Raw genomic sequence first — 19,342 nt, 5'->3', positions numbered from 1 at the left:
AATGAATAACACCACAGCTATAAGCCAGGAAAATATTGTAGTTGGTGAAGTGGCAAATGGCCTACCACTGACCATTCCTGTCTATCGTTTAAAGGGCGATGGCACAGGCCCAAGTGTGTATATACAAGCTAATATGCATGGCGCCGAAGTGCAAGGTAACGCGGTTATTTATCAGCTACTTGAACAGCTAAAAAACCTTAATTTAAAAGGTGATATTACCTTAGTTCCCTACGCTAACCCCATTGGCTGTAATCAAAAATCGGGCGAATTTACGCTTGGCCGATTCGACCCTATTACGGGGACTAATTGGAATCGTATGTATCACTGTAATAATCAGCTTGCATCACAGTTTGCAAAGCAATACTACGACGCTGACGATACAGCTCTAAAAACAGCGTTTAAAACCGCGTTAATTAATGATGTTGAGCAGCAACTTAATGGCCCAGACTATCGTTTAACAACGGGTAAACGCATAGCGCTAAACTTACAAAGACTAGCGCATCAAGCTGATATTGTTTTAGATTTACACACTGGCCCTATTTCTAGTCAGCACTTATATTGTCCTGAATATGCCACAGAAAGTGCCCGTTACTTTAATATTCCCCATGTGCTAGTGATCCCTAATGACTTTGATGGCGCAATGGATGAAGCGAGCTTTTGTCCATGGTGGCAACTTAGCGAGCAACTTGCTCAGCAAGGCCGAAATTTTAACGTACAAGTTGAAGCCTTTACGGTAGAGCTGGGAAGCCAAGAAAAAATAGATTTAAGCGCGGCGTTTGATGATGCTCAAAGTATTTTAAGTTATTTAAATCATAAGCAAGTATTTGTTGATGCGCCCTACAAGCCAAAAGTGATGACAAGGTATGGCTGCCAACTAAATGATTATATTGCTTACTATGCACCTATGGGTGGCATGGTTGAATACTTAGCCCCCCTTGGTGGGCACATTAAAGCGGGCGAACCTATAGCTAAAATACTGCGAATGGAACGCTACCTAAGCGAACAACCACTGCAAACATTAAGCTTTGATCTTGATGCGATTGCGATATTGCATTTTGCCTCAGCTAGTGTGAACCAAGGCACTGAACTTTATAAGTTTTTTACAGACGTTTTTGAGCTCTAGCTCACCCCTTCTCATTGCGTGAGAGTCTAACTAGCGAGCTATTAGCTAGTTATCCAGTAAAAGCGACTTAGGTCGCTTTTCTTTTTCTTTATTAAAGTTCAGGACAAGTTCACCGTATACGTGTTAAAAATGCGTTATAATCACCACAAATCTGTTACTTCCCTCACTTACAAAGGAATTATAATGAGTTGGCGCCACTGGATATTACTCTCAACATTACTAAGTACTGCTGTTATTGCTGAAGAAACAGCAAAAAACGAGCAAAACAATGAACTTGAGCTGGTTAAACAATGTATATTAAATGAAGTGATAGGTGGAGACGGTAAGCAAACCCTCGATCAATTGCGCGAAAAATGCTCTGCAGTTGAAGAAAGCAAGCAGCTAACAGCTATCGATAAACGCCAAGCCCGTGAAGCGGTTGGCAAAAAAAACCGTAATGTAATTACGCCGCATAAACGTAATTATATTTTACCGGTTTCTTATATGTCGAACCCAAACACTCGCCCGTTTGATGGACTTGCAGAATTAACCGATAAAAAAGATGGCGACCCTCTCGATAACCTAGAAGCTAAATATCAGTTATCAATTAAAGTACCTTTGTATGATGAGTTTGCCGACTCAGACCAAGCTATATTTTTTGGCTTTACTCTGCAGTCATACTGGCAAGTATATAACGACGATATTTCATCTCCTTTTCGTGAGACTAATTACGAACCAGAAATTTTCTGGATTAATTACTTAGACCCTGAAAACGTTTTATGGGGCGATGAAATGGCAATAGCCATTGGTATTTCGCACCAATCAAATGGCCGTAGTCAACCAAACTCGCGTTCTTGGAACCGTATATATGCCGATTTCATTTGGGAAAATGACGGCTTTGTATTTAGCTTTAAACCTTGGTATCGCATTCCTGAAAATGAAAAGCCTGCGCCGTTAGATGCACGAGGTGACGATAACCCTGATATCTATAAATACATGGGTTACTTTGAATTTGGTGGCGCGTATCGCTTTCACGATCATGAATTTAGTTTTATGACTCGTAATAATTTAAATTCAGATAACCGCGGGGCAATTCAGCTTGATTGGTCATTCCCTCTATGGGGAAGAGTACGCGGCTATGCGCAGTACTTTAATGGCTATGGTGAGAGTTTAATAGACTATAACGCCGATATTGAACGCTTTGGTATCGGTATATTACTGACTGATTTACTGTAATAACCGCTAATAAAAAAAGCCAAGCAACTCGCTTGGCTTTTTCGTTTATTCTTATTACTTTTTAACCACAAACCGCCCTTCAAACTGAGCAACTACTTGATCACCATCAAAAATGGTTACTGGCACTAAATAGCTCGCCTTACCCGCCTCTTGTAACTCTATTAAGTTACCTTTACAGGTTTGAATATCAACACAGCCTTTAGGGTCGGTATTCAGTGGTTTTAAATATTTAATATTAGCATCGGCTAACACTATATTACCCTCAAGTCCGGCTTCTTTTAATGCTAAGTACGTTGCTCCCCAACCCGTTAGTGTAGCTAGGCTGTAAATAGAGCCTGCAAACATGGTATTGTGTAAGTTTAAGTTAGCATTTAAATCTGCACGAGTAGTAAATTGCCAATCAGTGTAGCTTTCTACTTTTATCCCCATTGCATCACTAATAGGGATTGATTCACGCCATGTATTTTGCAGTACTTGAGTCCAATTAGGGTGACGAAACCAACCTGGCTCACTCGGCTTGAGCTTAACCATTTTATAATGTTGAACATCACCATAGGCTAAATGCGCTTTTTCTTTATTTTCGTAGCCATGGCGCTGATAAAATTCCAGAGCACGTTCGCGAGCAAACAGCACTAATTCATCAGCATCTTGATTCCACGCTATTTTTTCTAGCTCATGTAATAAGCGGCTACCAATATGTTGATTACGGTTACCCTCTGCAACCGCCATATAACGTACTTGAGCTTGTTGCTGATTATTAAAGTGCAAACGCGCCACACCCAATACTTCACCTGCTTTATTTTTAATAAAGCGGTGTTCAGCTTCTTGCTCTAAATCGTCTTGCTCAGAACCACGAGGTTCGCCCCATGGTGCACGTAAAACTTGCCAGCGTAATTGATAATAGGCTTGCCAGTCTTCACTACTTTGAGGGGTGCTCACTTGAAACATACAGACTCCATAAATTAAAAATGTAAAAATATTACGCTGTGCATTTTGTGAAAAACACCATACTCGATCTGGGTAAAACTGCAAATACGACTTTGGTTTCCTATAAATGACTGTAAAAAATTAATGACAAAATCGATTGCGCTTTACCCCTGCTGGTTTATGCTCAATACCATGAATAAATATATCCATGGTAGCAGTGGCCTGATAAGCAGGCACTTTATTGAGCATAGTTCATCGCTAGGCCAGTTACTTTATTGGCATAATCAACATGGCATAAATATACAAGTTCGAGAGCATCAACAGCTGCGCTGGCTACTTATTAACAACACCTTGCAATCAGTTATTTTAACCCGGAGTCCACAAGTATTACTGTTTCCTCACCTTGCCTATTTAGCAACGGTTTGGCAGCAACGACCAGCGCCTAAAAAAATACTTGAGCTCGGTTTAGGTGGTGGTGCTATACGTAACTACTTATTAAAACAGTACCCTCAAGCGCAGCTAACTTCAGTAGAAAAAAACCCTCATATAATTGACTGTTACCAAGATTTTTTTGCCCTTAATGAAAAGGGCCAAATTTATTGTGAAGACGCACAAACAGTTTTGAAGTCAGTGGTGAATATAGATTGGATTATTTTAGATTTATTTAGTGAACTCGATGCCCCTAGGTTCTTATTTGATCAATGTTTTTATCAAACAATTTATGAGGCGCTTGCTCAGCGGGGCATCTTATTTATTAACTTTTTATCGCAACATGCCTCCCAACTTACACAGCTACAACTTGTGCTTAAGCGCGTGTTTGGGGAAGCCGTTAGTATTAAAAAGATCACCGGATTTGTGAATCACATTGTGGTTGTTGAAAAAACACTTTAAGCGGTTAAGTTAAAGGTAACCGGACCGTCGTTACATAAACTAACCTGCATATCGGCTGCAAATACACCGGTCGCTACCTTTATACCGAGTAATTTAGCCTGCTCAACAAAGTAATTATATAATGCTTGCGCTTGGTCTGGTGTGGCTGCCGATGAAAAACTAGGACGCATGCCTTTTTTGGTATTAGCTGCAAGTGTAAATTGCGATATGACTAATAGTTCGCCTTGTATATCTTTGAGACTGAGGTTCATTTTATCATTTTCATCACTAAAAATTCGATAATTACTGACCTTGTGTAATAGTTTATCAGCAACACGCTCATCATCTTCTTTTTCAACACCAAGCAGTAATACAATACCTTGTTTTATTTCACCAACAATCTGTTTTTCTATTGCTACGTTGGCGTGTGTTACCCGTTGAATTAGTCCTTGCATTTATTCACTATCCTCTGCTCGTTGCTCTTTTTTATTGTAATGTTGCATGTTAATACACACAGTAAATTCAGCACCTAGTAGCACTACTACCCACGACAAGTATACCCATACAAACAAAATAGGAATGGTTGCTACCGCACCATAAATCACTTCGTATGATGGAAAATGGCTAATGTACAAAGCAAAGCCTTTTTTGGTTAACTCAAATAACATTGCAGCAAACAGTGCACCTGGAATAGCAGCCCTAAATGAAACTCGCGTATTCGGCACTAAGGTATACAGCATGATAAAACCTGCCATAGAAATAGCATAAGGGAGTAGTTTTAATAAAAAACCACTAAACCCAGGGATCCCCTGATCAGCAAACGACACTAGTGACACAATATAAGAGGTGACACCAATACTCGCACCCAGTAGTACAGGTCCCAAGCTCAGTACCATCCAATACACAGCAAAGGATATCATCATTGGGCGTTTTTTCTTTACTCGCCAAATACGGTTTAGTGTGGCATCTACATTACGAATAAGTAGCAAGGCAATGGCTGCCAAAAAGCCAATACCTACCGCCGTCATTTGATTAGCATTACCAGCAAACGAGCTAATATGTTCTTTAATAACATCGGAAGAAGTCGGCACAAAGTTAGTAAATAAAAAACTTTCAATGGCTAAACGGGTCGATTCAAACCCTGGAAAAGCAGAGAAGATTGCCACACCCACCGCTATCAACGGAACCAACGACAACAAGGTAACGTATGCTAAATACCCTGCATTAATGGTTATTTGATCGTCTATACAGCGATTGAAATATTGCATCCACCAGCCTGGTTGCTGTTTTAGAAACACCTTAACTTGCTGTTTATAATGGGAGAGCTTATCATTCATACAATTAACTTTGTTGGTGGGCTTTTGATTATAATAACAATCAAGGCCATAATTTACAGCATTAACACTCGTAAATAGGAATTCAGATGAAAAAACAAACATTATTAGGGACAGCCATACTCTCGTTAATGCTGATGCTTTCAGGTTGTCAGTCGGCTTATTATTCGGCAATGGAAAAAGTAGGCGTACATAAACGTGACATTCTTATTGACCGCGTTGAAGAAACAAAAGACTCACAACAAGAGTCGCAAGAAGAATTTCAATCAGCACTCGAGCGCCTAACTACCTTAATTAATTTCGATGGCGGTGAGTTGCAAGATGCTTACAATCAACTTAATGACGATTACGAGTCGAGCTTAGCGGCGGCAAACGAAGTATCAAATAACATAAATAAAGTAGAAGATGTTGCCGATGCCTTGTTTGATGAGTGGAGCGATGAGCTAGAGCAATACAAAAGCGCCTCACTTAAGCGTCAAAGCAGTAAAAAACTAGCTGCAACTCAGCGCCAGTTTAGCCAATTACTTCGCTCAATGCGCAGCGCTGAGAGCAAAATGGAGCCAGTATTATCGTCTTTACAAGATAACGTGCTTTACTTAAAACATAACTTAAACGCACAAGCGGTAGCCGCTATAAAAGGCGAGTTTACTAACTTAAAGCGTGATATTCAGTTACTCATGAATGACATGAATAAGTCGATTGAAGACTCAAATAAATTTATTGAGCAAATGAATACCACAGGCTAATTACTATAAACTCGTTTACTAAGCCTACTAAATTGTAGGCTTTTTTATTGTTACTTTTTGTTACCTTTAAGCTCTTCGATAATCAGCTGTTGTTGTTATACTTTTACAAAATAATAATAATTAGAACAGTAAAATGAAGTTCAAAGCCATTACCCTAATACTTGCATGCACAATGCTAAGCGCCTGCCAAACAGCTAACCATGTTGAAGTTATTGCAGGGGAGCAAACCATTACCCCGCTACATCAAAATGGCGAGCGAGAAGGACGGTTTCATAATCTCTACCCGGGTAAAAAAACTTACCCGACTACCTGTAAAAGCAACTGCTACCCAACTAGCCCTAAATTACAATGCGAAAAAGACAGCGAAAACTGCCAATTTATTGGTGAGCAACAGCCTATGAATTTAAATACAGGCTTTAGCTTACGCTGGCTGGGGCATGCTGGGTTTATGATCCGCACGCCTAACGGACAGCAAGTGTTACTTGATCCTGTAAAAGAGCAGTTTGACTCACCTGTAGATTTAGCATTTAGACTAGCCTCTGGGTTTTACCGACAGCCCGGCGATTGGCTCACAGATAGTGAACTGAAAAACTTAGACGCTGTGATGTACTCGCATATTCATTACGATCACTTTAATAAAGCAGATATAGAAGAGATCGGTAATAAACCCCGCTACTTAACACCACTAGGCATGGCCGACAACTTCCCTACAGGCGGGTTTAATATTAGTGAAATGGCGTGGTATGCAAAAACAAATATTGGCGATTTAGCTATCCATGCCTTGCCTGCTCATCACTTTAGCAGCCGTGTTTTAGTACCCTTTATTTATGAAGACAACGATAAAGACCTATGGAATGGCTGGCTACTTGAACAAAATGGCAGCACCTTATTTTTTGCAGGCGACACTGGCTACTCAAAACACTTCAGCGATATACAGAAAAAATATGGCGATATTGATGTGTGCTTAATGCCGATAGCGTCTTACTATAGCGAAGATAACCCTAAATGGTATCGTTACGTTCATACAACCCCAGAAGACGCTCTAACAGCAGCACAAGAGCTAAACTGTAAAGTAATGATACCTTGGGGATACGGTAACTCATCATGGAAAATGGGCGATCGCACGAGTCATTCAGCTTTACTGCGTTTATTGTATATGCACAAAAAGATGGACTCGAAAATACCCCTGCATATTTTAAATGAAGGTGAGAGTATTAAACTTTAATCAGTCATTTACAAAATTAGTAATAACTTCTCTGCTGAACTATGTTTAATTAACTAAACAGTGAGGAGGTTTTATGTTTCTTGTACGACTTATTTACGCCAGCAAAATTAGTAGTGGTTTTGGGCCTAAAGATATAGAAAATATTTTACAAAGCGCTCGAACCTATAATGTAAAAACAAACGTCACCGGCATGTTATGTTTTAGTAATGATTACTTTTTACAATGCCTGGAAGGCTCTAGAACGGCTGTAAATAATACCTACCAACAAATATTAAACGATAAACGTCACCACAATGTAATTATGCTCAACTATACCCAAATTCCTGAAAGAGAGTTTGAAAAATGGTCAATGGGCTATGTACCGCAATCTAAGCTAACCGAATCACTGAATCTCAAGTTTTCAGGCTCCATTGATTTTAATCCTTTTAAAATGTCTGGAGAAAGTGCGCATTTATTAATGCTCGCATTAAAAGACAGCATAGCAGGCACAATCAGTTAGTATAAAAATAGACTACGAGATTGTTTTTGATTGCTATTTAAGCCAAGCTAAATCATCCTTAATTGATGAGATGATTAATGAAAAAAACACTACTCGCTTTTAGCTTACTTTTTACCCAGCCAATCATGGCTATTGACGTTAGTCATACACCAACAGCTATTACTATTGATGGGGTTTCTGAAAGTGCATGGGACAAAGCCACTTGGCATAATATGCCATACTTAATGGACGGCACCCTACCAGACTCAGACAAGGATTTTAAAGGTCGCTATCGTCTTTTGTGGGATGAAAACTACTTGTATTTACAAGCAAACATTAGTGATGATGTGCTTATTGATACTCACCCAGATCCAACGGATAAATACTGGGACGATGATGCCTTAGAAGTGTTTATAGATAGTGACGCATCTGGCGGTAATCACCAATTTAACCATACAGCATTTGCTTATCATATTGGCCTTGATAACCAAGCTGCCGATTATGGGCCTGATAAAAAAGCGCATTTATATACCGACCACTTAGTTAGTAACTGGAAACGCAATACCACTGCGCCCTATAACATCACGTGGGAAGTGGCGATAAAACTCTACCCAAACGATTTCCAAGAAGGCGTACAAAACACTCCGCTTAAATTAACTGAAAAACAAGTTATTGGCTTTATGCTCGCATATTGCGATAACGACGGCAGTAAAGTTCGTGAGCACTTTATGGGTTCACATGAAGTACAGCCTGTTAACGGCAGTCGCAACCTTGGCTATATAGATGCTGATGTGTTTGGAAAAATCACTTTACTACCAATAAGATAATTGAAACCATAGGTTGGGTTGAGCAAAGCGAAACCCAACATAACGGAAACATTAAAAAGCAAAACGTCTATTTTATAAGCTGTTATTTGGGTATACATACTCTTGCTCTTTACTACTGCATTCATCATCATTGAGAGAGCGACCGATTGGGCCAATTAACATATTCAAAAGCCCATTAATCACGTTTACTTTTTGATTTTTTTTATTACTATTAAGATCACCAGCAGGCTTATGACGTTCATTACTGTTCGCAGCCCCTGTAACAAAATCACACCCAGAGCTCATGGCTTGTGACGAAGTACAACCAGATAAAAGTACAGTTATCACAATAAGTATTACTTTAACCAACATTATTCCCTTAATTTGTATGAGTTTAAAAAACATTATTACTTTAACAACTTGCTCTACAAGATAGTGTAAGTAATTGTATTAGATCGGATTGTTCAATCTGTGGACACCAATATTAACCTGAACATACTGAGTATTATTTATAGTTATTACTATTTTTTAAGTGAGCTAGTTACTAAGCGGTAAAAAAGCGCACTCTTTTCAAAGAGAAATAATTGCCTGATATTTTTGGAGCTAACTTTATCTAGTTTGTTTTATCTTGTTTATCCTGACTACATAAAAGCTAAAGCTTCTCTTACTTTAAAAACAAAAAAGCCGCTGTATTTTGCAATACAGCGGCTTTTAAAATCATTATTCTAAATTAATAGATTATGACTTAGGAGCACGACCCGCACGTTTACGCTCATTTTCAGTTAAATGACGCTTACGAATACGAATGTTCTCAGGTGTTACTTCTACTAACTCATCATCAGCAATAAACTCAAGCGCTTGCTCAAGTGAATAGTTAAGTGCTGGTGTTAGTGTTTGTGCTTCATCTGTACCAGATGCACGAACGTTTGTAAGTTGCTTACCTTTAAGTGCGTTAACTGTAAGGTCGTTATCACGGCTATGAATACCAATAACCATACCTTCATAAACTTCAACACCGTGACCGATAAATAAACGGCCGCGCTCTTGTAAGTTAAATAATGCGTTAGTAAGTGCTTTACCTGTTGCGTTTGCAATCATTACACCATTCTTACGAACACCTAGCTCGCCACCTTTGTGCGGACCGTAGTGATCGAATGTATGGTAAAGTAAACCAGAACCCGACGTTAATGTCATGAACTCAGTTTGGAAACCGATTAAGCCACGGCTTGGGATCATAAAGTCCATACGCATACGGCCTTTACCATCTGGTGCCATGTCAGTTAGCTCACCTTTACGAAGACCAATTTGCTCCATGATAGAACCTTGATGCTCTTCTTCACAGTCAATTGTTAGTGTTTCATACGGTTCTTCTAACACACCATCAACAGTACGTAAGATTACTTCTGGACGAGATACAGCAAGCTCGTAACCTTCACGACGCATGTTCTCGATTAAGATACCTAGGTGTAATTCACCACGACCCGATACACGGAAGCTATCTGGGTTATCTGTATCTGCAACACGAAGTGCTACGTTGTGTACTAATTCTTTGTCTAAACGCTCACGAATATTACGTGATGTTACAAACTTACCTTCTTTACCACAGAAAGGAGAGTTGTTTACAGAGAACGTCATTGTTACTGTTGGCTCATCAACACTTAGTGGTGGCAATGCTTCAACGTTGTTTGGACAACAAAGCGTATCTGAAATCTTAAGCTCGCCTAAACCTGTTACTGTTACGATGTTACCAGCGTAAGCTTTATCAGTGTCAATACGTTCAAGGCCTAAGTAGCTTTGTACTGAACCAATCTTACCGTTACGAGTTGTGCCGTCTGCACTGATAACCGTAACTTGTTGGTTAGGTGCAACAGAACCACGTTTAATACGACCAATACCAATTACACCCTTATAAGAGTTGTAATCAAGCTGTGAAATCTGCATTTGGAAGTCACCTTCAGGATCTGCATCCGGTGGTGATACTTCGTCAACGATCATCTTGAACATAGGTTCCATGTTATCTGATGCTTCGTCTAAATCTAATGTAGCCCAACCATTGATTGCTGATGCGTAGATTACTTTAAAATCTAACTGCTCATCAGTTGCGCCTAGGTTGTCGAATAAATCAAAGATTTGATCCATAACCCAATCAGGGCGAGCACCTGGCTTATCAATTTTATTGATAACAACGATTGGCTTTAAGCCTTGCGCGAATGCCTTTTGCGTTACGAAACGCGTTTGTGGCATTGGGCCTTCTTGAGCGTCAACAAGTAGTAGTACTGAGTCAGCCATCGAAAGTACGCGTTCAACTTCACCACCGAAGTCGGCGTGTCCAGGAGTATCTACGATATTGATATGGTAATCATTCCAAGATATAGCGGTGTTTTTCGCTAAAATGGTAATACCACGTTCTTTTTCAATGTCGTTTGAATCCATCACGCGCTCTTCATTACCGCCGCGTGTTTCTAATGTACCTGATTGCTCAAGTAGTTTATCAACCAGTGTTGTTTTACCGTGGTCAACGTGGGCGATAATTGCTATATTTCTTAACTTTTCGATACTCATATGTTCACTCAGAGAAATTGATCTCATTGATCCTGCAGGGGGCTATACGTACTCACCTGCGCTTTCACGAGATGTCCCAGCATAGGATTTAAAAGGGCGCATATTATCCCCTATAAATGGAATGGATGAAAGTTTATCCAAAATAAAATTTCAAACTTTCGCAATAAAATAATTAACCCTTTGTTTTAAAATAATTAATTTTGATGATTAATTTTTATAAATTTATCTCAAAAGGTGGTTTTGAGTTAATTTAAAGCGACTTTACTGCGTATTTTGCATTTTCTTTGTGTTAGTCTAAGGTGATTAATTTGCAAGCAATTATGACTCTGTAAATGTTGCACCTTTTTGGAATTATTACGCACCAAAATAGTGCTTAATCTATATCACCTTTATGTTGTTTATATATTTTTACATAAAAAACAATAGATTATAATATTGGCATAAAATCAGCTTGTTAGTATTTAAAGTATCTAAGCAGCAATAATAAAACCCAATAGTTGGAGGACACATGTCACAATCGGTTTTAGATTTTATTAAAGAAAATGACGTTAAGTTCATTGATTTACGCTTTACTGACACAAAAGGTAAAGAGCAGCATGTTTCTATTCCTCATCATCAAGTTGATGAAGACTTTTTTGAAGATGGAAAAATGTTCGACGGTTCTTCAATTGCTGGCTGGAAAGGCATTAATGAATCAGACATGGTGTTATTACCTGACGCAGATTCAATTAAGCTTGACCCTTTCACGGAAGAAACAACGCTAATCGTTCGTTGTGACGTGGTTGAGCCTTCTACATTACAAGGTTATGAGCGCGACCCGCGCTCAGTAGCTAAACGCGCTGAAGAGTACATGCGCTCTACTGGTATTGCTGACACAGTTTTATTTGGTCCTGAGCCAGAGTTTTTCGTATTTGACGATGTTAAATACAAGTCTGACATGTCAGGCTCAATGTATAAAATTGATTCTAAGCAAGCAGCTTGGAACTCAGATAAAGAATATGCAGATGGCAACACAGGCCACCGTCCAGGTGTTAAAGGCGGTTACTTCCCGGTTGCACCTGTTGATGATTTCCAAGATTGGCGTTCTGCAACTTGTTTAGTTCTTGAAGAGCTAGGCCAAGTTGTTGAAGCACATCACCACGAAGTGGCGACTGCCGGTCAGAATGAAATCGCAACTCGCTTTAACACTATGGTTTTAAAAGCAGACGAAATCCAAGAAATGAAATATGTTATTCACAACATGGCTCATTTATACGGAAAGACAGCAACCTTTATGCCTAAGCCTGTTGTTGGCGATAACGGTTCAGGTATGCACTGTCACCAGTCTTTAGCTAAAGACGGCGTAAACTTATTCGCAGGTGATAAGTACGGCGGTCTTTCTGAAGACGCGCTTTACTACATTGGTGGTATCATCAAACATGCTAAAGCAATCAACGCTTTTGCTAACGCGTCAACTAACTCGTACAAACGTTTAGTACCTGGCTTTGAAGCACCGGTAATGCTTGCATACTCTGCACGTAACCGTTCAGCATCAATTCGTATTCCAGTGGTTCCATCTGCAAAAGGTCGTCGTATTGAAGTGCGCTTCCCAGATCCAACTGCTAACCCATATCTTGCATTCTCAGCAATGCTTATGGCTGGCCTTGACGGAATTAAAAACAAAATTCACCCTGGCGATGCTATGGATAAGGATTTATACGACTTACCAGCTGAAGAAGCAGCAGAAATTCCAACAGTGGCAGCCTCATTAGATGAAGCACTAGCGGCATTAGATGCAGACCGTGAGTTCTTAAACCAAGGTGGCGTATTCACTAATGACCTAATTGATGCTTACATTGCACTTAAGTCAAAAGAAGTTGAAAAACTTAACATGACAACTCACCCAGTTGAGTTTGAAATGTACTACAGCTGTTAATTTATTAACCGATAAATAATGTGTGTTTTAAGCCCGCTCTGCGGGCTTTTTTTATGGTAAATTTAACGGTTCTACACTAAAGTGAAATAAGTTTAAACAATGCAGGTTAGCAGGATGATAGGTAAGGTTTTGTTGCTATTAATAGCTTTAATGATAAGCCTTAATAGCCATGCAAATAATAAAAAAATTTACGCATGGAAAGACAAAAACGGTGTACTGGTTTTTTCAGATACCCCTCAACCTGGTGCTAAAGAGGTTAAACTCACTAGCCAACACTTAAACATGCCTGCAACTAATACTGACATACTTGATACTTCACCAACTAAAACAGCGGTAAAGTTTAAAATTAGTATTACTTCGCCAGAGTCCAACCAAACTATAAGAGAAAACACCGGCTCTGTGTATGTTTCAACTCAGATTGCGCCTCGGTTTGAAGCTGGATTTACCATTGGTTTATTTTTAAATGGCGTTGCCATTGGAGAACCTAGTGATACCACTACGCTGGCGTTAAGAGATGTAGAGCGCGGGCAACATACACTACAAGTTAAACTTTATAATAAACAAAACCAAGTAATTGCAACTAGCCCTGAGAGTGTATTTTTTATGCACCGCAAAGGCCTTAATATAGGTCGGTAATTGCAGTTAAGTACGTACAATTAGCGTATATTTTACTAAAAACCTTGCCTACCTCCCCAGGCGCACTAAAATGGTGCAACAATGATAAACAAAACACATTTTAGCCCAGAGCTACTAAATATAATTTGGCAAAACCAAACCACCGCCCTAATGTTACTTGATGAAAGCTTTACGCTCATTTACGCCAACACCAGTGCCAGTGAATTACTTGGTTTAGGCGAAAAGCGCTTACTAGGACAAGCGTTCGATGATTTATTTAATTACCACTCTATCGACTTAAAACGTATTGCACAGTATTCGTTGGTTGATGGTGTAGACTGCCACCAGCATAGAGCTGACGTGGTGTTTATCGATTCTCGCCATGCAAAGTTAGCGGTCAGCACACGACGAATAAAGCATAACGATACCTTTTATATTTTATTTGAATGTCGACAAACTGATGACGAAATAAAGCACGATCAAGTCTCAAATCAAATGCATCAATACCAAGCTGCACGCAACTTAATTCGCGGTTTAGCCCATGAAATTAAAAACCCACTGGGTGGAATTCGCGGGGCGGCGCAATTATTGCAGTATGAAGGTGATCAGCAAGAAAGAGATCAATGTGCAGAACTGATAATTGAACAAGCCGATCGATTACGTGAATTAGTTGATAGGCTCCTTGGGCCTAATCAGCTGCCGCAAAAATCGTATGGCAATATACATCAAACATTAGAGTCGGTTGTAAAACTCAGTACCTTAGATAACAACCGCGATATTAGGTTAGTTAAAGACTACGATCCGAGTATTCCTGATGTTTATATTGATCAGAGCAAAGTTCAACAGGTAGTGCTAAATATTGTGCGTAATGCACAACAAGCATTGGTAGATGGTGGCGAAATAAAAATAAAAACGCGGATTAATTACCAGCATCGTCGTCCTGGCAAAGCCCCTAAAAAGGCACTCCTTATTCAAGTAATGGATAACGGCCCGGGTATTGATGCCAATTTACGCGACACCTTATTTTACCCTATGACCACCAATAAAGAAGGTGGCTCGGGACTTGGATTATCTATAGCGCAAACCTTGATTGATCAACATGATGGCTATATCGAATGTGATAGTTGGCCGGGACATACTGAATTTAATATTTATCTGCCGTTTACAGATTAATACTTTGGAGTTTGCATGAAAACAGCTTGGCTTGTAGATGATGATGCCTCAATTCGCTTTGTACTAGAAAAAGCACTGACTCGCGCAGGGTTTGAAGTAGAAAGTTTTGCAGATGCACAAAACGTACTTAACGCGCTAAAATTTAGTCAACCTAGCGTGTTGATTTCCGATGTGCGAATGCCTGGTATGGACGGTATGGCGTTACTTGAGCTAATAGCAGAGCAAACGCCAGGGCTACCTGTAATCATTATGACCGCCCACTCAGACCTTGATTCAGCCGTTAATGCATTCCAAAAAGGCGCATTTGAGTATTTGGCCAAGCCATTTGATTTAAATGAAGCGGTTGCACTGGTGGAAAGTGCTTATCGAGCTAATTCAACTAAAAAAACCAAACGTAAAAGCGCGCCCCCCAAAAGCGCCCATATTATTGGTGAGGCCCCTGCTATGCAGGAAGTGTTTCGTGCCATAGGTAAACTCTCAGCATCGAGTATGAGCGTACTGATCAATGGTGAGTCAGGTACTGGTAAAGAGCTGGTTGCCAGCGCTCTGCATAACCATAGCCCGCGGAAAGAAAACCAATTTATTGCCCTTAATATGGCCGCTATCCCTAAAGAATTAGTTGAATCTGAACTGTTTGGCCACGAAAAAGGCGCTTTTACAGGGGCAGATAGCGTGCGTAAAGGTCGCTTTGAACAAGCGAATGGCGGTACCTTATTTTTGGATGAAATCGGTGATATGCCACTGGATGTACAAACCCGCTTATTGCGCGTATTAGCCGATGGCGAGTTTTACCGCGTTGGCGGCCATCAAAGTATAAAAGTAGATGTACGCATTATTGCTGCCACCCATCAAAATTTAGAAGAGCTGGTAAAACAAGGTAAGTTTAGAGATGATTTATTTCATCGCTTAAACGTGGTTCGCCTACGTTTACCTGCCTTACGCGAGCGCCCTGAAGATATAGAGCGCTTAGCGCTACACTTTTTACATAAAAGTGCAAAAGACCTGCAAGTAGATAGTAAAGTATTAAGCCCTAAAGCAATTAAACAACTTTGTTTATTTAATTGGCCAGGGAATGTTCGTCAACTTGAAAACACCTGCCGCTGGTTAACCGTTATGGCGCCTGGAGAGCTGATTGGTGAGCAAGATTTACCTCCTGAAATTATTGATAATGCCGCCGCAACCCAAGAAGGCGATTGGCTAGATTCATTTCAGCAGTGGCTTAATCAAGAGTTTAAACAAGGTAAAGAAAATATTTGGCCTGATATTCAAGCCCAGCTAGAAACCCGCTTAATAAAAACAGCACTCGCTAATTGTTCTGGCCATAAACAAGAAGCCGCAGTAAAAATTGGTTGGGGTCGCAATACGTTGACCCGAAAATTAAAAGAGCGCAATATTAGCTGATATTTTATAAGGCTAGCGTCCTAGGTTATTAATGAAGTTAATTGAGAACATCCCTTTGTTTAAGCAAATGGAGATTATAAATCGCTTAGATTTTTTTAAAGAATTCACACTTAATGAGCGCCAAATTCTGCTTGAGTCGTTTGGTTTGCTCTATTTGATAAATAAAAACCAGTTTTTATTTAAAGAATTTGATAATGACAAGCGACTGTTTATTGTGCTCAGTGGATCTTTAATGGTGTTTAAGCACAATCACTTACTGGAACTGGGCAGTATAGAGCCTGGTGAATTTATTGGTGAAGGTGCATTTATTAATAACCGAGAGCGCAGTATTAATGCACGCGCTAAGGAAAGCGCTATAGTACTGGCTATTACTGCCGATGCCCTTACCCGCCTACCTAATGTTATACGTGAAAAAATTAAAGACCGTATTATTGAAGGTATGAGCCTGCGCATTGCAAAACTCTCGGAGCATATAGAAGAGCATGGTTAACAGTTAACTTAATCCATATAAACAACCTGCATTGAGCAATTAAGCCAGCCTGGCTTATTTACATGAGCTGTTATGGTATATGTGTCTGATGGTTTATCGCCAAAAGGTGTCTCAACCAATGGCTGTGAATGAGTGTAGGTTTGTGAATAATTGCTGTAGTAAATAACCAAATAGCCGTATAAATATTCCCATTTCAATGTGACTTTTGCGCCGCTGATTAATGTGAACTCAGCATGTTGATCAGTAAAGGTTACGGCTAGGTCATTAAACTCACCTTTTTCGCACTGGGTTGTTCGCAACCGAGAAGGCATGGTAAAAGCGTCATCCGCATTAGTATTTTTTAGATAAAAACCAATATTACCATCACCATAAAAGTGATTTGCGCGTGTGGTGTAGCTAATTTCGGGTTGATAACTTAGGGTCTGTTAACCTTTCAAGGTTAAATTTACAGCAGCCTGTTTGGTATTTAGGCAAGGCAGAGCCTATGTAGTGTGGTTATTCCCCATAAATAGGCGATAACGCCGCATTAATACCAAACAGGCGCTGCCCTTCGGGTTCTTCCTAGGGGCAATTTACTCTTTGTTCCTCGGTTTTGACTTAGCCCACTAGGTTACAAACCTCGCGCCGCGATTAAATCGCCCCTAGTTTGAACAAATTTTAATCCGCAAAGATCAACAGACCCTAACCCCTGCATAATAGTAGCTAACTGCTCTGTTTCTTGGCGTAAAATTCTATCATTTGATAATAGTAAAGTAGCTACGCCAAATTCCCGAGGGATTTCGTGTTCAACATATTCGTAAGGTAGGGATTGTGTTTTGAGTGCTGCCTCTAACTGCTGGCGCTGTGAGTCCGATAAACCTTTACTAAATATATACACTGTAGGCTGTTGGCATGCACTCAACAATAGCATGAGTGCACACGCTAAAATTCCATTTTTCATTATCACCCCCGTTGATTACAAGTGTAGTCTAAAGGAGTGATTTAAAATCGCAACTTAATTTATTTGGCTGTTTAACCTGAAGTCTGGTTATTTAGCCATGCATCGACACTCTGACGTTTGTACAGCACTTCATTAAATAACCGATGACGCTCAAATACTAGCTCACTTTGTTTGGTTTTAAGCCCGCTAGTTAGCTGGCTATGGGTATCGTTAAACTTAGAGATAACTGAAAAGCCACGTTCAGTGTCTTCTTTTACCTGTTGTGCTAGATGCGCTCTTACATCATCAGCGGTTAACAGATCTGAATGCTCTAAGCCCATTAGCTCTTTTTTCATCGCTAATCTTATGCCCATGTTTTACTCCATTATTTATATTCAATCTCTTATACGGCCGATATTGGCAATTAGCGCGCCAATGTGTAATTTTTTTCGCGTGAAGCTTAACCCTAAATTACTTCAGTTTTTTTAAAGACTATAAAAAGAGATAAAAAGTTTCATAAAAAATCACATAATCAACTCACCTAACAAGCTCACTTTGGTGCAAAATAGCCACTGAGCCTTTATACTACAGCTAATACCACCCCCACTGAGAAACATGATGAACGAAGAATATATAGAAGTTGAGTTAGAAGAAGAGCCTATAGAGCTGTGCAAATTATTAAAGGTATTAGATCTTGTTGAAGGTGGTGGTCAAGCAAAAAACCTAATTAGCGAAGGCTATGTCGGTGTTAACCATGAAATTTGTACAATCAAACGGAAAAAATTATACAGCGGTGATGTACTTGCATTTGATGGCGAGTTGTTTCAATTAACGTTAAGTGAAGATGCCACTCCAGCAGAACGTCCAGTTATTGATGAAACAGTTACAGCAGAAAAAGCCGCGCCAGTAGCAACAACAGAGCCGGCTAAAAATAAACGCAAACGCACTAAAAAGCCTAAAGTTGATGAAAAAACGGGTCGTCGCCCTATTTCATTTGGCTAACATTTGCTTAAGTTATATGTGTTATTAAAAGCCAGTTTGCATCACTGGCTTTTTTATTCTTTAATAGAATATCAATAATAAAAAATAGATGCTTACATGTCAGAAAACACCTCAAACCGCTGGATAAAACCCGTACTTATTACTGCCTTATTATGGAACATATTAGGTATTCTTGCATTTGTCATGCAGCTGTTTCTCTCTCCAGAGATGATAAGTAAACTACCTGAAGAACAACAACTTGCTTATAACAGCCAACCTCTATGGGCTACTTTAGCGTTTGCTATTGCGGTATTTGGCGGCGCATTAGGATGCGTACTTTTGTTATTCAAAAAGTCTCTAGCCAGATTAACATTAATAATCTCTTTGGCAGCGGTTTTAGCTCAGCAATACTATAATTTTATGATTATTAATAGCATCAACTTGTTTGGTATTAGCGCTATTTTTATGCCTATTGCAGTCACCATAATTGCGATTGCATTGGTGTATTTAAGTTTCCATTTAAAACAACAGGACTACTTTAAATAGCACTTTTTTGAGTTTA

The 19,342-nt window shown here is 39.6% G+C and carries 21 protein-coding genes and 1 pseudogene; 14 read left to right on the top strand and 8 right to left on the bottom strand.

All coding sequences use genetic code 11. The features are described from left to right. Position 1: 1 nt before the first annotated feature. Complete coding sequence (locus DK924_RS16345) at positions 2 to 1,123, top strand: succinylglutamate desuccinylase/aspartoacylase family protein (RefSeq protein ID WP_109875682.1); 1,122 nt, start codon at positions 2 to 4, stop codon at positions 1,121 to 1,123. Between the two features lie 183 nt (positions 1,124 to 1,306). Further along, positions 1,307 to 2,338 carry a phospholipase A gene (locus DK924_RS16340; protein WP_109875681.1) on the top strand — a complete coding sequence of 344 codons (1,032 nt, stop codon included), beginning with the start codon at positions 1,307 to 1,309 and terminating at the stop codon, positions 2,336 to 2,338. 54 nt (positions 2,339 to 2,392) lie between these two features. Here DK924_RS16340 and DK924_RS16335 read toward each other — a convergent pair whose 3' ends face one another. Next, positions 2,393 to 3,286, bottom strand: a complete 894-nt coding sequence (locus DK924_RS16335) for a bifunctional GNAT family N-acetyltransferase/hotdog fold thioesterase (protein WP_109875680.1) — start codon at positions 3,284 to 3,286, stop codon at positions 2,393 to 2,395. A gap of 123 nt (positions 3,287 to 3,409) precedes the next feature. Between DK924_RS16335 and DK924_RS16330 the strand changes: the two genes are divergently transcribed. Continuing rightward, on the top strand, positions 3,410 to 4,156 hold the full coding sequence (locus DK924_RS16330) for a spermidine synthase (protein WP_109875679.1): 747 nt from the start codon (positions 3,410 to 3,412) through the stop codon (positions 4,154 to 4,156). Here the strand turns inward: DK924_RS16330 and dtd are convergent. Together dtd and DK924_RS16320 are read right to left on the bottom strand one after the other, a co-directional pair. After that, entirely contained in the window at positions 4,153 to 4,590 is a 438-nt protein-coding gene (dtd, locus tag DK924_RS16325) for a D-aminoacyl-tRNA deacylase (RefSeq protein ID WP_010392023.1), read from the bottom strand. The two genes, DK924_RS16330 and dtd, sit on opposite strands and share 4 nt — an antisense overlap. Continuing rightward, positions 4,591 to 5,472, bottom strand: coding sequence for a virulence factor BrkB family protein (locus DK924_RS16320; protein WP_055012490.1), 882 nt, complete (start codon positions 5,470 to 5,472; stop codon positions 4,591 to 4,593). Positions 5,473 to 5,558: 86 nt separating this feature from the next. Between DK924_RS16320 and DK924_RS16315 the strand changes: the two genes are divergently transcribed. From DK924_RS16315 to DK924_RS16300, 4 genes are all read left to right on the top strand, one after another. Next, positions 5,559 to 6,215, top strand: a complete 657-nt coding sequence (locus DK924_RS16315) for a DUF2959 domain-containing protein (RefSeq protein WP_109875678.1) — start codon at positions 5,559 to 5,561, stop codon at positions 6,213 to 6,215. A 133-nt stretch (positions 6,216 to 6,348) separates the two neighbouring features. Then, on the top strand, positions 6,349 to 7,440 hold the full coding sequence (locus tag DK924_RS16310; protein WP_075170849.1) for an MBL fold metallo-hydrolase: 1,092 nt from the start codon (positions 6,349 to 6,351) through the stop codon (positions 7,438 to 7,440). 73 nt (positions 7,441 to 7,513) lie between these two features. Further along, positions 7,514 to 7,939 carry a BLUF domain-containing protein gene (locus DK924_RS16305; protein ID WP_010392015.1) on the top strand — a complete coding sequence of 142 codons (426 nt, stop codon included), beginning with the start codon at positions 7,514 to 7,516 and terminating at the stop codon, positions 7,937 to 7,939. A gap of 77 nt (positions 7,940 to 8,016) precedes the next feature. Continuing rightward, on the top strand, positions 8,017 to 8,745 hold the full coding sequence (locus tag DK924_RS16300) for a CBM9 family sugar-binding protein (RefSeq protein WP_109875677.1): 729 nt from the start codon (positions 8,017 to 8,019) through the stop codon (positions 8,743 to 8,745). A 72-nt stretch (positions 8,746 to 8,817) separates the two neighbouring features. Here the strand turns inward: DK924_RS16300 and DK924_RS16295 are convergent, their stop codons facing one another. Next, the gene (locus tag DK924_RS16295; RefSeq protein WP_235575580.1) at positions 8,818 to 9,072 is read right to left on the bottom strand and encodes a hypothetical protein; all 255 of its coding nucleotides are present in this window, start codon (positions 9,070 to 9,072) and stop codon (positions 8,818 to 8,820) included. A 390-nt stretch (positions 9,073 to 9,462) separates the two neighbouring features. Then, positions 9,463 to 11,286 (bottom strand): translational GTPase TypA, encoded by a 1,824-nt coding sequence (typA, locus tag DK924_RS16290; protein ID WP_109875676.1) that lies wholly within the window; start codon positions 11,284 to 11,286, stop codon positions 9,463 to 9,465. Between the two features lie 508 nt (positions 11,287 to 11,794). Between typA and glnA the strand changes: the two genes are divergently transcribed. The 5 genes from glnA (at position 11,795) to DK924_RS16265 (ending at position 16,880) form a co-directional block, all read left to right on the top strand. Beyond that, a complete protein-coding gene (gene glnA, locus DK924_RS16285) occupies positions 11,795 to 13,201 on the top strand; it encodes a glutamate--ammonia ligase (protein WP_010392004.1) in 1,407 nt (468 codons plus the stop codon). Positions 13,202 to 13,315: 114 nt separating this feature from the next. Beyond that, entirely contained in the window at positions 13,316 to 13,837 is a 522-nt protein-coding gene (locus DK924_RS16280; RefSeq protein ID WP_054202783.1) for a DUF4124 domain-containing protein, read from the top strand. Positions 13,838 to 13,918: 81 nt separating this feature from the next. After that, positions 13,919 to 14,989 (top strand): nitrogen regulation protein NR(II), encoded by a 1,071-nt coding sequence (glnL, locus tag DK924_RS16275; protein ID WP_008108383.1) that lies wholly within the window; start codon positions 13,919 to 13,921, stop codon positions 14,987 to 14,989. Between the two features lie 15 nt (positions 14,990 to 15,004). Then, positions 15,005 to 16,390 carry a nitrogen regulation protein NR(I) gene (ntrC, locus tag DK924_RS16270; protein ID WP_010391999.1) on the top strand — a complete coding sequence of 462 codons (1,386 nt, stop codon included), beginning with the start codon at positions 15,005 to 15,007 and terminating at the stop codon, positions 16,388 to 16,390. A 31-nt stretch (positions 16,391 to 16,421) separates the two neighbouring features. Beyond that, a complete protein-coding gene (locus DK924_RS16265; RefSeq protein WP_008108381.1) occupies positions 16,422 to 16,880 on the top strand; it encodes a Crp/Fnr family transcriptional regulator in 459 nt (152 codons plus the stop codon). A gap of 8 nt (positions 16,881 to 16,888) precedes the next feature. On the opposite strand, the pseudogene DK924_RS16260 reads toward DK924_RS16265, so the two are convergent. The 3 genes and pseudogenes from DK924_RS16260 to DK924_RS16250 form a co-directional block, all read right to left on the bottom strand. Then, a pseudogene (locus DK924_RS16260) lies at positions 16,889 to 17,305 on the bottom strand (hypothetical protein); the annotation flags it as partial. A 185-nt stretch (positions 17,306 to 17,490) separates the two neighbouring features. Continuing rightward, a complete protein-coding gene (locus DK924_RS16255) occupies positions 17,491 to 17,820 on the bottom strand; it encodes a hypothetical protein (protein WP_375231858.1) in 330 nt (109 codons plus the stop codon). 71 nt (positions 17,821 to 17,891) lie between these two features. Beyond that, the gene (locus tag DK924_RS16250) at positions 17,892 to 18,173 is read right to left on the bottom strand and encodes a hypothetical protein (protein ID WP_008108379.1); all 282 of its coding nucleotides are present in this window, start codon (positions 18,171 to 18,173) and stop codon (positions 17,892 to 17,894) included. A 244-nt stretch (positions 18,174 to 18,417) separates the two neighbouring features. On the opposite strand from DK924_RS16250, the gene DK924_RS16245 reads away from it, so the two are divergent. Together DK924_RS16245 and DK924_RS16240 are read left to right on the top strand one after the other, a co-directional pair. Further along, positions 18,418 to 18,801, top strand: coding sequence for an RNA-binding S4 domain-containing protein (locus tag DK924_RS16245; RefSeq protein WP_008108378.1), 384 nt, complete (start codon positions 18,418 to 18,420; stop codon positions 18,799 to 18,801). Positions 18,802 to 18,897: 96 nt separating this feature from the next. Further along, positions 18,898 to 19,326, top strand: a complete 429-nt coding sequence (locus DK924_RS16240; RefSeq protein WP_075170854.1) for a hypothetical protein — start codon at positions 18,898 to 18,900, stop codon at positions 19,324 to 19,326. Positions 19,327 to 19,342: the final 16 nt, after the last annotated feature.

Origin of the sequence: Pseudoalteromonas sp. meg-B1 (assembly GCF_003173795.1) — a bacterium.
GTDB lineage: Bacteria > Pseudomonadota > Gammaproteobacteria > Enterobacterales > Alteromonadaceae > Pseudoalteromonas > Pseudoalteromonas undina.
The sequence above is the reverse complement of the archived record's forward strand: the minus strand, read 5'-3'. Positions and strand labels throughout refer to the sequence as shown.

Bases quoted from the DNA above. Each gene is read 5' to 3' on its own strand.
- DK924_RS16345 (WP_109875682.1), top strand. From the start codon at position 2: ATGAATAACACCACAGCTATAAGCCAGGAAAATATTGTAGTTGGTGAA.
- DK924_RS16340 (WP_109875681.1), top strand. From the start codon at position 1,307: ATGAGTTGGCGCCACTGGATATTACTCTCAACATTACTAAGTACTGCT.
- DK924_RS16335 (WP_109875680.1), bottom strand. From the start codon at position 3,286: ATGTTTCAAGTGAGCACCCCTCAAAGTAGTGAAGACTGGCAAGCCTAT.
- DK924_RS16330 (WP_109875679.1), top strand. From the start codon at position 3,410: ATGACAAAATCGATTGCGCTTTACCCCTGCTGGTTTATGCTCAATACC.
- dtd (WP_010392023.1), bottom strand. From the start codon at position 4,590: ATGCAAGGACTAATTCAACGGGTAACACACGCCAACGTAGCAATAGAA.
- DK924_RS16320 (WP_055012490.1), bottom strand. From the start codon at position 5,472: ATGAATGATAAGCTCTCCCATTATAAACAGCAAGTTAAGGTGTTTCTA.
- DK924_RS16315 (WP_109875678.1), top strand. From the start codon at position 5,559: ATGAAAAAACAAACATTATTAGGGACAGCCATACTCTCGTTAATGCTG.
- DK924_RS16310 (WP_075170849.1), top strand. From the start codon at position 6,349: ATGAAGTTCAAAGCCATTACCCTAATACTTGCATGCACAATGCTAAGC.
- DK924_RS16305 (WP_010392015.1), top strand. From the start codon at position 7,514: ATGTTTCTTGTACGACTTATTTACGCCAGCAAAATTAGTAGTGGTTTT.
- DK924_RS16300 (WP_109875677.1), top strand. From the start codon at position 8,017: ATGAAAAAAACACTACTCGCTTTTAGCTTACTTTTTACCCAGCCAATC.
- typA (WP_109875676.1), bottom strand. From the start codon at position 11,286: ATGAGTATCGAAAAGTTAAGAAATATAGCAATTATCGCCCACGTTGAC.
- glnA (WP_010392004.1), top strand. From the start codon at position 11,795: ATGTCACAATCGGTTTTAGATTTTATTAAAGAAAATGACGTTAAGTTC.
- DK924_RS16280 (WP_054202783.1), top strand. From the start codon at position 13,316: ATGATAGGTAAGGTTTTGTTGCTATTAATAGCTTTAATGATAAGCCTT.
- glnL (WP_008108383.1), top strand. From the start codon at position 13,919: ATGATAAACAAAACACATTTTAGCCCAGAGCTACTAAATATAATTTGG.
- ntrC (WP_010391999.1), top strand. From the start codon at position 15,005: ATGAAAACAGCTTGGCTTGTAGATGATGATGCCTCAATTCGCTTTGTA.
- DK924_RS16265 (WP_008108381.1), top strand. From the start codon at position 16,422: ATGAAGTTAATTGAGAACATCCCTTTGTTTAAGCAAATGGAGATTATA.
- DK924_RS16255 (WP_375231858.1), bottom strand. From the start codon at position 17,820: ATGAAAAATGGAATTTTAGCGTGTGCACTCATGCTATTGTTGAGTGCA.
- DK924_RS16250 (WP_008108379.1), bottom strand. From the start codon at position 18,173: ATGGGCATAAGATTAGCGATGAAAAAAGAGCTAATGGGCTTAGAGCAT.
- DK924_RS16245 (WP_008108378.1), top strand. From the start codon at position 18,418: ATGAACGAAGAATATATAGAAGTTGAGTTAGAAGAAGAGCCTATAGAG.
- DK924_RS16240 (WP_075170854.1), top strand. From the start codon at position 18,898: ATGTCAGAAAACACCTCAAACCGCTGGATAAAACCCGTACTTATTACT.